The 14,025-nt window shown below is 74.3% G+C and carries 10 protein-coding genes; 4 read left to right on the forward strand and 6 right to left on the reverse strand.

Going from position 1 to position 14,025, the window contains the following annotated elements; all coding sequences use genetic code 11:
- Positions 1–224: 224 nt before the first annotated feature.
- The 3 genes from OG361_RS02185 to OG361_RS02195 all read right to left on the reverse strand — a co-directional run bounded on the left by OG361_RS02185 (position 225) and on the right by OG361_RS02195 (position 5,839).
- Positions 225–1,415: an acyl-CoA dehydrogenase family protein gene (locus tag OG361_RS02185; RefSeq protein ID WP_405851557.1), complete on the reverse strand. Its 1,191-nt coding sequence runs from the start codon at positions 1,413–1,415 to the stop codon at positions 225–227.
- Positions 1,416–1,680: 265 nt separating this feature from the next.
- Positions 1,681–1,881: a hypothetical protein gene (locus OG361_RS02190; protein WP_384559286.1), complete on the reverse strand. Its 201-nt coding sequence runs from the start codon at positions 1,879–1,881 to the stop codon at positions 1,681–1,683.
- Between the two features lie 475 nt (positions 1,882–2,356).
- Positions 2,357–5,839 (reverse strand): AfsR/SARP family transcriptional regulator, encoded by a 3,483-nt coding sequence (locus OG361_RS02195; protein WP_405851559.1) that lies wholly within the window; start codon positions 5,837–5,839, stop codon positions 2,357–2,359.
- Between the two features lie 116 nt (positions 5,840–5,955).
- On the opposite strand from OG361_RS02195, the gene OG361_RS02200 reads away from it, so the two are divergent.
- Together OG361_RS02200 and OG361_RS02205 are read left to right on the forward strand one after the other, a co-directional pair.
- Entirely contained in the window at positions 5,956–8,040 is a 2,085-nt protein-coding gene (locus tag OG361_RS02200) for a SpoIIE family protein phosphatase (RefSeq protein WP_384559295.1), read from the forward strand.
- Positions 8,041–8,050: 10 nt separating this feature from the next.
- The gene (locus tag OG361_RS02205) at positions 8,051–9,079 is read left to right on the forward strand and encodes a PHP domain-containing protein (RefSeq protein ID WP_405851560.1); all 1,029 of its coding nucleotides are present in this window, start codon (positions 8,051–8,053) and stop codon (positions 9,077–9,079) included.
- Positions 9,080–9,199: 120 nt separating this feature from the next.
- On the opposite strand, the gene OG361_RS02210 is transcribed toward OG361_RS02205, so the two are convergent.
- Both OG361_RS02210 and OG361_RS02215 read right to left on the reverse strand, forming a co-directional pair.
- Positions 9,200–10,597, reverse strand: coding sequence for an NADP-dependent succinic semialdehyde dehydrogenase (locus tag OG361_RS02210; protein WP_405851561.1), 1,398 nt, complete (start codon positions 10,595–10,597; stop codon positions 9,200–9,202).
- Positions 10,598–10,766: 169 nt separating this feature from the next.
- Complete coding sequence (locus OG361_RS02215) at positions 10,767–11,426, reverse strand: ThuA domain-containing protein (protein ID WP_405851562.1); 660 nt, start codon at positions 11,424–11,426, stop codon at positions 10,767–10,769.
- Between the two features lie 188 nt (positions 11,427–11,614).
- On the opposite strand from OG361_RS02215, the gene OG361_RS02220 reads away from it, so the two are divergent.
- Both OG361_RS02220 and OG361_RS02225 read left to right on the forward strand, forming a co-directional pair.
- A complete protein-coding gene (locus tag OG361_RS02220; RefSeq protein ID WP_405851563.1) occupies positions 11,615–12,430 on the forward strand; it encodes a DUF3626 domain-containing protein in 816 nt (271 codons plus the stop codon).
- A 119-nt stretch (positions 12,431–12,549) separates the two neighbouring features.
- A complete protein-coding gene (locus tag OG361_RS02225) occupies positions 12,550–13,356 on the forward strand; it encodes a class II aldolase/adducin family protein (protein WP_405851564.1) in 807 nt (268 codons plus the stop codon).
- Here the strand turns inward: OG361_RS02225 and OG361_RS02230 are convergent.
- Positions 13,320–13,976, reverse strand: coding sequence for a TetR/AcrR family transcriptional regulator (locus OG361_RS02230; protein ID WP_405851565.1), 657 nt, complete (start codon positions 13,974–13,976; stop codon positions 13,320–13,322). The two genes, OG361_RS02225 and OG361_RS02230, sit on opposite strands and share 37 nt — an antisense overlap.
- Positions 13,977–14,025 lie beyond the last annotated feature (49 nt).

Below are 14,025 nucleotides of genomic sequence, written 5' to 3' on the forward strand. Positions count from 1 at the left end.
AGGCCCTTGGCCGTCTGGCCTTGGATGGACATCAGCACCACGATCGCCCGACGGAGTTTCACCCGGGTCCTTCGCGGTTCGGCTGATCCGCTGCAGCTTCCGGCCCTCGTGCGACCGGGCTGAGCACATCGGTGGTGTGTCGGCAGGGCGCAGGGTGCGAACCGGCGCCCCTCATCACACGGCTGGCGGTTCCAGGTCGACCCCGTCACGGAACCTGAACGCGGTCACCGGCGGACGCGGGGCATTCCCAGGCCGATCCAGGAGATGATCTCGCGCTGGATCTCGTTGTTGCCGCCGCCGAAGGTGAAGATGACTGCGGAGCGGTAGCCGCGCTCCAGTTCGCCGTGGAGGACCGCGCCCGCCGAGCCCTCCTTGAGCGCGCCCGCCGAGCCGACGACCTCCATGAGGGCGGCGTAGGCGTCGCGGCGGGCCTCGGAGCCGTAGACCTTGACCGCGGAGGCGTCCTGCGGGGTGAGCGTGCCGTGCTGGACGGCGTTCACCATCTGCCAGTTGAGGAGCTTCATCGCGTCGAGCCGGGCGTGGGTACGGGCGAGGGTGCGCCGGACCCAGGGGAGGTCGAGGACGCGGCGGCCGTCGGTGAGCGTCGTCGCGGCGGCCCAGCGCTGGACGTCGTGGAGGGCGCGGATGGCCATGGTCCCGTGCGCGGCAAGGGTGACGCGTTCGTGGTTGAGCTGGTTGGTGATGAGCCGCCAGCCCTTGTTCTCCTCGCCGACGCGGCGCGAGGCCGGGACGCGGACGTTGTCGTAGTAGCTGGCCGTGGTGTCGTGCGAGGCAAGGGTGTTGATGATGGTGCAGGAGTACCCGGGGTCGCTCGTCGGGACGAGCAGCATGGTGATGCCCTTGTGGGGCGGGGCGTCGACATCGGTGCGGACGGCGAGCCAGACCCAGTCGGCGGTGTCGCCGTTGGTGGTCCAGATCTTCTGGCCGTTCACCGTGTAGTGGCCGGTGGTCTCGTCGCCCTCCCGTACCGCGCGGGTCTTGAGGGCGGCGAGGTCGGTGCCCGCGTCGGGCTCGCTGTAGCCGATGGCGAAGTCGATCTCGCCGGAGAGGATCCGGGGCAGGAAGTACGCCTTCTGCTCCTCGGTGCCGTACCGCATGATCGTCGGGCCGACCGTGTTGAGGGCCATCAGCGGGAGGGGCACCCCGGCCTGGGCGGCCTCGTCGAAGAAGATGAACTGCTCCATCGGGGAGAGCCCGCGGCCGCCGTACTCGGTGGGCCAGCCGACCCCGAGCCAGCCGTCGCCGCCCAGTCGGCGCACGGTCTCCCGGTAGAAGCGCTTCTGGGCGGCGGGGTCCTCGTAACGGGTGTGGACGTCGTCCGGGACGAGTTCGGCGAAGTACGCCCGCAGCTCGGCGCGCAGGCGGTTCTGGGCGGGCGTGTACTCGAGGTGCATGGGGGCCTCCCGTGGCGGCGCGCCCTTCGGCGTCCTGTGGCGTCCTCGGTGCGGTGCGGTGGCATGTGGTGAGGTGCGGTCGCATGCCCGTGAGGTGCTCTGCGACGCGCGGCGCGTGGGGCGACTCGCGCGACGGCGGCCACGGTAGAACGTGTTCCACAAATGCGGAAGCCTCGGGGCGACACCGGACAGCCCGAAGCCCCGGATCGGAAGGACCGATCCGGGGCGAAACGGGAGAGTGGGCGGCTGGGCCCTGCCCTGCGGACTACGGCAGGAGCTCGTCCATGGAGGCGCGCCCCTTCTCCGCGATACGGCGTTCGGCCCAGGCGAGGGTCTTCGGATTCACGTCACGGCCGGAGGCCAGGATCAGGTCCTCCGGATCGAACGGGCGCTCCGAACCGGCATGGAGCAGCCGGTCGGGCGTCGGAAGGTCCCCCGCGGACGTCTTGTCGGGCTCAGCGTTCATAGCGCCTCCTACGTGTTCTTCCGGCACTGGCCATTCTCGTGTCCTGTCGGCGGGAGCGCATCCGGGACGGCGACGGCCGGCGGTGGCGTGTCGGCACCTCCGCGTGGCCGCCGTCCGCCGGATCACCCCGCGCACGCTGCGGATCACCCTCGGTGGCCCGTCCCTGGCCCCGCCGATCCCGGCGCGGGCGACTGGACGCTCCTGTACGCCGACGCCTGCGCGCTGCCCGCGCTCGCCACCGTCGTCACCGCGCTCCCGGCGGGTCGGCGGGCCCTCGCGTACGTCCAGGGCACCTCCTGGAGGAGCGCGGCGTCGACCGCCGTTACCTCCACTTCACCGGCTACTGGCGCCGCCGCCTCACCCAGGACGACGCCCCCACCCCCGAGGACCTCGCGGGCTCGGGAACGCCTGGCGGCCGACTGAGCGGGAACGCCGTCCCAGCCACGGTCGGGACGTGATGCGGTACGCGTGGCGATCAGGTGCCCAGGATCTCCTTCGGCAGCCGGACGAGGGCCGCGGCGGTCTCCACGGCGAGACCGGCGCCCTCCTCGTAGTGACGGATGTACGTCTCCGGGGTGAGGGCCGCGCGGAGCGTCTCCTCGGCGCGGGCGCGGATCTCGGCCTCCGTCTGGGGGGCGAACGGGCGGAAGCCGCCACTGGCCCCGGAGCCGACGTGGGTGTCGTACGCGCCGAGGAGCCCGGCCCCGGTCTCGGCGTCGCCCGGGCCGCCCCGTCCGCCGCGGGCCCAGGCCGCCGTCGCGAACTGGACGACGACGAGGTGGGGCGCCACCAGGTGGGCGAGGGTCTCCACGTCCACGACGGCGCGGGCGAGGCGGTCCAACGCCCGGTCGTAGGCGCCGTCCAGGCAGTCGAGCCAGGCCCACATCCCGCCCACGAGGCCCCAGAAGAGCGCCGGGGTGTTGTCGCCGAACTCGCCCTCGAGCCGGGAGAGCTGGGCGCGGGCCAGGGCCGCGCGACCGGTGTGGCCGTAGTGCTGGGCGAGCAGCAGCCGGGCGGCGCCGGCGGCGTCGGCACCCCACTGTCCCGCCTCGTCGGCGGCCTCGGCCAGGAGCCGCTCGGCCGCCTCGTCGCCCTCCGGACGGAGCCGGAGCCGTACGGCCGCGAGGCGGGCGGTGAAGACGGGCACCTGGGAACGCGCGCCCACGCGGGCGGCTGCATGGGTGGCCCGCTCGAAGTCGGCGGCGGCCTCGGTGAGCCGTCCGGCGCACTCGTAGGCCTCGCCCCGGGCGGAGAGGGACTCCGCGATGCCCCAGGAGTCGCCGGCGGCCTCGAAGAGGGCGAGTGCCCCGCCGGCGTCCTCGGGTCCGTGACCGAGGAGTTTGCCCCGCATGAGGAGGGCGAAGCCGAGGTCCCAGCCGGTGCCGAGGTCGCGGCAGGCTGAGACGATCAGCGTCAGGGTCTCGTCGAGGTCGGTCAGCTCGCCCGTCATCAGGCGGGCGAAGAACCACATCGTCCCCGGCTGGCGGCAGGTCTGCGGGAGGCCGGGGCGGTAGGCGGTGACGAGGGCGGTGAGCCGGGCGCGGGTCTCGGGCCGTTCGAGCGAGGTGGCGCCCTCACCGCCCTCGGTCGCGAGCACGTAGAGGTGTCCCCCGCGCCGGGCCTCCCAGAGCCGTTCACCGGTCCACGGCGGCGGTACGTCGACGCAGCGGCCGTCGAACGGTTCGGCGGGACGGACGGGCTCCGCGAACGGGTCGGGTCCGAGCCGGGCCGCGGCCGCCGCCCAGGTCCGGGCGTCCGTCCCGTGGTTCCGCAGTTGCCAGAACCAACTCAGTGAGTGGACGAGGCAGAGCGCCTCCTGCTCGTCGCCGATCGCCACGGCGGTCCGCAGGGCGCTCCGCAGGTTGCCGTGCTCGCGCTCCAGGCGGGCGATGGCCTCCGCCTGTCCGGGGCCGCGGAGTTCGGGGTCGGTACGGCGGGCCAGCTCGCGGTAGTACGCGAGATGGCGCCGCTCGGTCGCGGCCCGCTCGCCCGCCTCGTCCAGCCGCTCCCCCGCGTACTCCGCCACCGTCTCAAGCAGCCGGAACCGCATCCCCTCGCCCTCGGGACCCGGCCCCGCGACGACGAGCGACTTGTCGACAAGAGCACCCAGCACGTCCAGAACGTCCGGCCCGGCCTCCCCGTCACCCTCGCCGTCGGCGCACACCGTCTCCGCCGCCGCCAGATCACACCCGCCCGTGAACACCGCGAGCCGCCGCAGCACCGCCCGCTCCGCCCCGTCCAACAGCTCCCACGACCAGTCCACCACCGCCCGCAAGGTCTGCTGACGCGGCAACACCGTCCGCGCACCCGAGGTCAGCAACCGGAAACGATCGTCAAGACGGTCCGCGATCTGCCGCACCGACAGCATCCGCAACCGCGCAGCCGCCAGCTCGATCGCCAACGGCAACCCGTCCAGACGACGACACACCTCCTCCGCCGCCCCCGCGTCATCCGCCACCCGGAAACCCGGCCGCGCCGCCGCACCCCGCTCACCCAGCAGCCGCAACGCCATCCCCACCGGCAACGGCCCCAACGGACGCACCACCTCCCCCGGCACCCCCAACGGCTCCCGGCTCGTCGCCAGGACGGTCACGCCGGGGCACCGGGTGAGAAGCGTCTGCGTGAGCTCCGCCGCCGCGTCGATCACGTGCTCGCAGTTGTCGAGGACGAGCAGCATGCGCCGCCCGGCGCAGTACTCGACCAGGTGGGCGAGCGGGCCTTTCGGCCCGGCCGACTCGGAGACGGCCGGGCCGTTCCAGAGCTGGGTCTCGCGGGCACCGAGCGCGCTGAGGACGGCGGCGGCGACCGTGGACTCCTCCCGTACGGAGGCGAGTTCGGCGAGGTGCACCGGGCCGTCCTCGTAGGCCTCGGCCGCCTCGACGGCGAGCCGGGTCTTGCCGACGCCGCCCGGTCCGGTGAGGGTGACGAGCCGCCGGTCGGCCCACTCGGCGGCGAGGGCACCCAGTTCGTCGTCCCGGCCGATGAACGAGGTCAGCCGGGCGGGCAGGCCTGGGGCATGCCGGGACCCGAGCGCCGGGGCGGGAGTGCGCGCCGGGGCGGGCACGTGCGCCGGTTCCTGCGCCGGGGCAGGCGCGTGCGACGGCCCCGATTCCTGCGCTGGGGCGGGCACGTGCGCTGGGGCAGGCGCGTGCTGCGGTGCCGGCCCCGGCGACGCCGGTGCCTGCGCGCGTGCCGGTGCCGGACCCGGTGCGGAGGTACCGAGCAGTTCGCCGTGCAGGGCCCGCAGCTCGGGGCCCGGGTCCGTGCCCAGCCGGTCCGCGAGGCCCGCGCGCACCTTCTCGTACGCCGCCAGTGCCTCGGCGGGACGTCCGGCGGCCCGCAGGGCCCGGATCCGCAGCGCCTGGAGGGGCTCGTCGAGCGGGTGCCCGGCGGCGAGGGCCGCGAGCGGTGCGAGGACCTCCGTGGCCCGCCCCAGGGCCAGCTCGGCGGCCAGCCGGTCGCGGCGCGCCTGCGTGTGCCGCTGTTCGAGGCGTACGACCAGGGGGTCGGCCTCCCGGCCGGGCAGGTCCGCGAGGGCGGGCCCCCGCCACAGGGCGAGGGCCTCGTCGAGGAGGACGGTGGCCCGCCCGGCGTCCCCGGCCGAGAGGGCGGCCGCGCCCTCGGCGGCGAGCCGTTCGAAGCGGTGGAGGTCGACCTCGTCGGGGCCGGCGGCCAGCCGGTAGCCGCCTCCGGGCGCCGTGGCGACCGCCTCGTGCCCGAGGGCCCTGCGCAGCCGGCCGACGAGCGCCTGGAGCGCGGCCGTACGGTCCTGGTCCCCGGCCGGGTCGTCGTCGGCCCACACCTGGGCGATGAGCGCGCCGGCGCTCATCGGCCGGCCGGCGGCCGCGGCGAGCGCGGTGAGCAGCGCCCGGAGCCTGGGACCGCTCAGGGCGGCCTCCGTCCCGTCGTCGGTACGGAGCGCCTGACAGGGACCGAGAACACGGTAGGGCGGCTGCACCGGCCCATTCTGCCCCGCCCGGTGAGGGGCACGGCGCGCCCGCCCTCGAGGCGAACTCGCGCCACGCCGTGTCACCGCCATGGCGTCCGCGGGGTGCTGGTTCGACAATGGGGGGGATGACCGACGACGACCGGCGTACGCGCAATGGCGAGATCGGGCCCGCCGAGCGGCTCGCCATGAACCGGACCGGCAGCTTCGACTGGGATCTCGACACGGGAACGATCGATGTCGACGAGTCCGGGCTGCTGGTCTTCGGGCTGGCCCCGGACGCCTACGACGGGCGCCCTGCGACCCTCGTCGCGCGGCTGGCCCCCGAGGAACGGACCCGGCTCGAAGGCATCGTCCGGGAGGCCGTGAAGAGTGGCTCCGTCTCGTACACCGCGCACTTCCCGATCCCGCAGGACGAAGGCGCACCCCACTGGACGCATGTCCAGGCCCGGATCCTGCGCAAGCCGAACGGACGGGCCCAGCGGATCGTCGGTGTCGTACGGGACACGACCGCCGAGGTCACGCACACCGCCTTCGTGCTGGAGCTGGAGAAGCGGCGCGAGCTGCAGACGAGCATCGTCGAGCGGACGACGAACGCGCTGTCGCGGGCGGTGACGGTGGACGACGTGACCGCCGCCCTGACCGGCCCCGGCGGGCTCGCCCGGCTCGGCGCGGAGGGGCTCGCGCTCGGGCTCGTCGAGAACGGTTCGCTCAACGTGATCGCGCTCAGCGGCGAGTCCCTCGACGTCCTGAACGACTTCCGCAGCCGCCGGCTCGACCGGGGGCTGCCGCTGGCCGAGACGGTGCTGAGCGGCCGGCCGCGGTTCGTCTCCTCGTTCCAGTCGCTCGGGCTGGAGTTCCCCGAGCTGGCCCCGTACCTCTCGCGGCTCCAGTTCCGGTCCGCCTGCTACCTCCCCCTGGTGGCGCAGGCCCGCTCGCTGGGCGGCATGGCGCTGTTCTACCGGGGCCGTTCGTCCTTCAACGCCGACGAACGCAATCTCGCGCTCGGTCTCGCCGCGATCGTCGCCCAGTCGCTCCAGCGGGCCATCCTCTTCGACGAGGAGCGGGAGCTCGCGACGGGGCTCCAGGCGACGATGCTGCCGCGCCGGATCCCCGAGATCGCCGGCGGCGAGATCGCCGTGCGCTACCACGCGGCATGGAGCGGGCGGCAGGTCGGCGGCGACTGGTACGACGTGATCCCGCTGCCCCGCGGCCGGGTCGGGATCGTCGTCGGCGACGTGCAGGGGCACGACACCCACGCGGCCGCCATCATGGGCCAGCTGCGGATCGCGCTGCGGGCGTACGCGGGTGAGGGGCACGCCCCGTCGACGGTCCTCGCCCGGGCCTCGCGCTTCCTCGCCGAGCTGGACACCAACCGCTTCGCGACCTGCACCTACGCGCAGGTGGACCTGGCGAACGGCACGCTGCGCGCCGTACGGGCCGGGCACCTCGGTCCGCTGATCCGGCACACCGACGGGCGGGTCGGGCAGCCCAAGCTGCGGGGCGGCCTGCCGCTGGGTCTGGCGACCGTGTTCGGGGACGAGGAGTTCCCTGAGACGCGGCTGGACCTGGTGCCCGGGGAGACGCTCGTGCTGTGCACGGACGGACTCGTGGAACAGCCCGGCTCCGACATCGACGCGGGTCTCGACGCGCTCTCCGACGCGATCCGCAGCGGCCCGCCGCAGGCGGAGGCCCTCGCCGACCATCTCTCCGAGCGGCTGTGGGAGCGGTGGGGGTCGGGCGACGACGTGGCCCTGCTCGTGCTGCGGCGCAGCCCGGACCCCGGCACGCCCCGGGCGCCGCGGATCCACCAGTACATCCACCAGGCCGACCCGCAGGGCCTGTCGGACGCGCGGGCGGCCGTGGGGCAGGCGCTGCGCGACTGGGGGCTGCCGGAACTGGCCGACGACGCGGAGCTGTTGACCGGCGAGCTGCTCGTCAACGTCCTGCTGCACACCGAGGGCGGCGCGGTGCTCACCCTGGAGGTGCTGCCCGAACCGGTGCGGCGGGTAAGGCTGTCGGTGCAGGACCGGTCGAGCGCCTGGCCCCGTCGGCGTACCCCCGGTGAGGCGGCCACCTCGGGCCGGGGGCTGCTCCTCCTGGACGCGCTCGCGTCCCGATGGGGGGTCGAGCCGCGCGGCGAGGGCAAGGCGGTCTGGTGCGAGATCGAGCCGGTGCCGGTCGCGGTCGACACCGCCCCGGGCGGTGGGTGAGGAGGACGGCGTGGACCCCGTGGCCGCCCTGAACCGGATCGCGTTCCTGCTGGAGCGCGCCCAGGCGCCGGGATACCGGGCTCGGGCGTTCCGTACGGCCTCCGCCGCCGTCGACGCCCTGCCGGAGGGCGACGCGGCCCGGCGCGCGGCGGCGGGCACCCTGGAGTCGGTGAAGGGGCTCGGGCCGAAGACGGCGGCGGTGGTGCGCGAGGCGCTGGAGGGCCGGGTGCCGGAGTACCTGGCCCGGCTGGAAGCGGAACTCGAGACGACGCTACGGCCCTTGGAGCCGGCGGACGGTGGCGGCGAGGCGCTGCGGGCGGCCCTGCGCGGCGACTGCCACCTCCATTCGGACTGGTCCGACGGTGGCGCCACGATCGAGTCCATGGGCCGTGCGGCGGCGGACCTCGGGCACGAGTGGGCGGTGCTGACGGATCACTCGCCCCGGCTCACGGTGGCGCGGGGGCTGTCGCCGGAGCGGCTGCGGGAGCAACTGGACGTGGTGGCGCGGCTGAACGAGGAGTGGGCGCCCTTCCGTCTCCTCACCGGGATCGAGTGCGACATCCTGGAGGACGGTTCGCTCGACCAGGAGCCCGGGCTGCTCGAACGCCTGGACGTGGTGGTCGGATCGGTGCACTCGAAGCTGCGGATGGACGCGCGGACGATGACCCGCCGGCTCGAACGGGCCGTCCGCGACCCGCTGGTGGACGTGCTGGGGCACTGCACGGGGCGGCTCGTGGCGGGCGGGCGGCTGCGCCCCGCGTCCGAGTTCGACGCGGAACGGGTCTTCGCCGCGTGCGCGGAGGCGGGCACGGCCGTGGAGATCAACAGCCGTCCGGAGCGCCTCGATCCCCCGCGCGCGCTGCTGCGGCTCGCGGTCGACGCGGGGGCGTACTTCGCTATCGACACGGACGCGCACGCGCCGGGCCAGCTGGCGTGGCAGCTCCTCGGCTGCGCCCGGGCCGAGGAGTGCGGGGTACCGGAGGACCGGGTGATCAACACCTGGTCGGCGGAGCGGCTGTTGGAGTGGACGCGGGCCTGAGGGCCCGAGGTGGAACGGGCCCGAGGTGGTGCGGGCCCGAGGTGGAGCGGGCCTGAGCCGGCGCGGGCCCGAGGTGGCGCGGGCCCGAGGTGGTGCGGGTGTCCGAAGAGGTGGCGCGGGTCAGGCGCGCTGCCAGACCGTGGTCGCGTTGCAGAACTCGCGGATGCCGTGGCCGGCGAGTTCGCGGCCGTAGCCGGAGCGCTTGATCCCGCCGAAGGGGAGCGCCGGGTGGGAGGCGGTCATGCCGTTGACGAAGACCCCGCCCGCCTCCAGATCGCGGACGAAGAAGGCGACGTCCTCGTCCTTGCGGGTCCAGACGTTCGAACTCAGCCCGAACGGGCTGTCGTTGGCGACCGCCACGGCCTCCTCGATGTCCCGCACCGGGTAGACGGTGGCGACCGGACCGAACGTCTCCTCCTGGTGGATCCGCATCTCGGGGGTGATCCCGGTGAGCACGGTGGGCCGGTAGTACCAGCCCCGCCGGAGCGCCTCGGCCTCCGGGCGGCCACCACCGCACAGGACGACCGCGCCCCGGTGCACGGCGTCGTCGACGAGGGCCTCCAGGTCGGTGCGGCCCTGTTCGGTGGCGAGGGGGCCGACGTCGGTGGACTCGTCGAGGGGGTCTCCCACGGTGAGGGCGTTCATGGCGGCGGCGAAGCGCTCGGCGAAGTCGTCGTAGACGTCCTGGTGGACGATGAACCGCTTGGCGGCGATGCAGGACTGGCCGTTGTTCTGCACGCGCGCGGTGACGGCGGTCTTCACCGCCCGCACGATGTCGGCGGAGGGCATGACGATGTACGGGTCGCTGCCGCCCAGCTCCAGGACGGTCTTCTTGACCTCGTCCCCCGCGACGGCGGCCACGGCCCGGCCCGCGGGTTCACTGCCGGTGAGGGTGGCGGCCACGACCCGCGGGTCCCGGAGGACGGCCTCGACGTCCCGGGAGCCGATGAGGAGCGTCTGGAAGCAGCCGTCCGCGTAGCCGGCCCGGCGGAACAGGTCGCCGAGGTAGAGCGCGGTCCTCGGCACGTTGGAGGCGTGCTTGAGGAGGCCGGTGTTGCCGGCCATGAGCGCGGGCGCGGCGAAGCGGATCACCTGCCAGAGCGGGAAGTTCCACGGCATGACGGCGAGGATCGGGCCGAGGGGCCGGTAGTGGACGCGGGCCAGGTCCGCGCCGGAGTCCTGGACGTCGCTCTCGGCGGGATGCTCGTCGGCGAGCAGCTCCTCGGCCTTGCCGGCGTACCAGCGCATGGCCTTGGCGCACTTGGCGGCCTCGGCGCGGGCGGCGGCGATCGGTTTGCCCATCTCGACGGTCATGGTGCGGGCGATGTCATCGCCGTCCTCGTCGAGCAGGGTGGCGGCGGCCCGCATCAGACGGGCGCGCTCGGCGAAGGAGGTGGTGCGGTACTGGCGGTAGGCCTCGTGCGCGGCGGCGATGCGCCGCTCGACCTCCTCGGGCCCGTGGGCCTCGTAGGTACGCAGCGTCTCGCCGGTCGCCGGGTTCACCGTGGCGATGCCCATGACGTCTCTCCTCCTGCCATCGGCCCCCACCGGAAACCTCCCGCGCCGGGCGCGGCGGCGCAACAGGGGCGGGGCGGTGGGGTGACGGGACGGCGGGGACTGGATGGTGGGGACTGGATGGCGGTGTGACGGGGCGGTCGGGCCACCGGCGGGGGCGGAGCAAGCGCCGTCAGGCGGTCAGCCACGCCAGGGCGCCGCCCAGGTGTGCGCGGAAGGCCGGGTCGTCGTACGCCTCCGATGCGTGCCCGAGCGCGGTGAAGAAGACGCGCCCCCGGTCCACCTCGCGGCACCACACCAGCGGGTGGTCGTCGCCGAGGGTGCCACCGCGGTACGAGCTCTCGTCGGCCCGCGCGAGGACCCGTACGCCGGACCCGCGCGGATTGGCCGTGAAGTTGTACCACTCGTCGGTCCAGGCCCAGCGGCCCGGGAGCGGCGCCGTCGCCGGGTGGTCGTGGGCGTCCACGAGAACCGTGCCCGGCTGGATCTCCGGGTGGCCGTCGAAGCGGGTGCCCAGGAGCTCCCCGTAGAAGGGCCAGTCCGGCTCGGCGTTGGCCGCCGCGTGGACGGCCAGGAGGGCGCCGCCGCCGCGGAGGTACGCCTCGAAGGCGGCGCGGCCCTCGGGCGTCAGGACGTTGCCCGTGGTGGAGAGGAGCACGACGGCGGCGCACCCGGCGAGCCGCTCGGGCGTGAAGGCGGCCGGGTCCTCGGTGACCTCGGCGCTCCAGCCGCGCTCGCGGGCGATCCCGGCGAGGGCGGCGGCGCCCGCGGGGATGGAGTCGTGGCGGTAGCCCGCTGTGCGGGTGTAGATCAGCACGTCGGCGGTGGGCACGCGAGGGACTCCCGGGGCGAGGGCTGGGCGGACGAACGGACGACCGGACGGATGGATGGACAGACGGACAGACGAATGGACCGCGGAGGTGACCCAAGCCACAGAAAGCGCTTTCTGTCATCCACTCCCCGACCGTAGCCAGCGGAAACCCCGGGCCGCAAGTCCCGCCCCTCGGGCACACTGCCCCGATGACGCGCTTGGACGACCACGCCCACCGGGCCCTCGCCCATGTCGCCGACCGCTCCACGGGCGATCCGCTCGACCCCCACCTGCGGGTCACGCTCAACTTCCACCCGCACTTCCTCGACCGGCTCGCGGACGACGGCGTCTACCACTCCCAGTTCGTCACCGGCACCAGCAACGGCGGCCTCACCGCCCGGCCCGGCGGGGACCGCCGGCGGTGGGAGAGCCGGATCTTCGGCGGGGCGTACGACGAGGCCCCCGCGCACGCGCGACCGGTCTACGGCGCCCTGGACTTCCGCCGCCGCCCCGTCGGCGCCGCGCCCCGCTTCGGCTCCGCCCATCTGCGGCTGACGGCGGCGACCCTGCAGCGGGCGTCCTTCTGCTACCCCGACAGCGTCCTGGAGCCCACCGACTTCGGCGTCGCCTCCCGCATGCGCCTGGTCGCCCTCGCCGAGGCCGACGGGAAGGATCCGCTCGACGACTACGTCGAGGCGCATGTCCACGGCCCCGTCGTGATCGGGCGCGATGTCGAGGCGCTGGTCCTGGACCCCAGCCACCGGGGTACGGAGGTCGAGGCGGCCGCCCGGCGGCTGCCGTGCGCCGTCGAGTGGCACGGCGGCTTCCGGCTCTCCGTCGAGGAGCTGCGGCGGCACCCCGGCTTCCGGGGACCCGAGTACGTCGAGCTCGGCGCCCGGATATCCGTCGACGGGTTCCTCGACCCCCGGATCGTCCAGGCGGCGGCGGGTTCCGGGGACCACGACCCGCAGGACGTGAAGAAGGTCTGGCACTACCTGGCCCGGTTCGGGGCGCCGACCCCCTGAGTCGCGAGGCGGCCGGGAGCGCACACCTCCCGCACGGGTTCCTCGGATCCGTTGTCGTATCGGATACATCTCTGTATCTTTTGGCGCGCCGTGCCCCACCCGCTCGTCGAGGAGCCGCCATGAGCACCGTGCCGCCCGCGCTCGCCGCCGCCGTCGGGCCCCTGCCCGACGGGGTCGTCCTGCCGCTGCCGCCCACGTTCGACACCGTCGAGGAGGAGCGCGCGTACCGCAAGGAGCAGCTCGCCGCCGGGTTCCGGATCTTCGGGAGGTTCGGCTTCTCCGAGGGGGCCGCCGGGCACATCACCGTCCGCGACCCGGGTGACCCGAACGCCTTCTGGGTCAACCCGTTCGGGATGAGCTTCAGTCAGATCAAGGCCTCCGACCTGATCCTGGTGGATCACGAGGGCACCGTGCTCGAAGGGCGCAGGCCCGTCAACCGGGCCGCGTTCGTCATCCACTCGCGGGTCCACGCCGCCCGGCCCGACGCGGTCGCCGCCGCCCACTCGCACTCCCTGCACGGCAAGGCCTTCTCCAGCCTCGGCATCCCGCTGGACCCGATCACCCAGGACGCCTGTGCCTTCTTCGAGGACCACGGGATCTACGACGACTACCGGGGCGTGGTCAACGAGACCGAGGAGGGCGAGCGGGTCGCGAAGGCCCTGGGCGCGTACAAGGCCGTCATCCTCAAGAACCACGGGCTCCTGACGGTCGGCCACACCGTCGCCGAGGCCGTGTGGTGGTTCGTCACCATGGAGCGCTCCTGCCAGGCGCAGCTCCTCGCGATGGCGGCTGGCACCCCGCAGCTGATCGACCGGGAGACGGCGCTCCTCACCCGCGGCCAGGTCGGCGGCCATCTCGCGGGCTGGTTCCAGGCGCGCCCACTGTGGGATCAGATCACCGCGTCCGACCCGGACCTCTTCGGCTGACCGTCCGGGCCCGTGAGCTCCCGGGTCGACACCTCCAGGAGCGGGGCGAGGAACTCGCGTTCGAGGCTGCCGGGCGGCAGCGCCGCCGGTTCGACGTAGCTCTGCGCGAGACCGCCCTCCCGCAGGGCCACGATGAGCCGGGCGAACCGGTCGGCGTCCACGGTCAGTTCGCGTCCGGCCCGGCGCAGGACGAGGGCGAGCCCGCGGGCGATCTCGGCCCGCAGCCGTTCGTCGTGGCGCGCGAGCACCCAGGCGGCCTGTCGGTCGCGGATGGCGTGCAGGGTGAACTCGGTGGTGACGAGGTACCAGTCCCGCTCGTCGGGTTCGATGCGGGAGGCGAGCTCCGCGAGCCGCGTCAGCGTGTACTCCTCGGCGGTCAGCGCGTCGATCGCCTCGGCGAGCCGCTGCACCGTCCGGTCGCTGTGCTCGTCGAAGAGCGCGAGGAAGAGCTCTTCCTTGCTGGCGAAGTTCGAGTAGTACGCGCCCCGCGTGAACCCGGCGCGCTCGCAGATCTGCTCGATCGTCGTCGCGTGGAAACCGTGCTCGGCGAAGGCCTCCAGGGCGGCTTTCAGAAGCGCCGCGCGCGTGCGGGGCCGTCGCCCGGTGACACCTTTCGGCACGGGTGGGCCTCCTTCGTCGGGCGCCGCGTCCGCGGCGGAGGCGACCACC

Source organism: Streptomyces sp. NBC_00090 (assembly GCF_045160815.1).
In the GTDB taxonomy this organism is placed as follows: Bacteria; Actinomycetota; Actinomycetes; order Streptomycetales; family Streptomycetaceae; genus Streptomyces.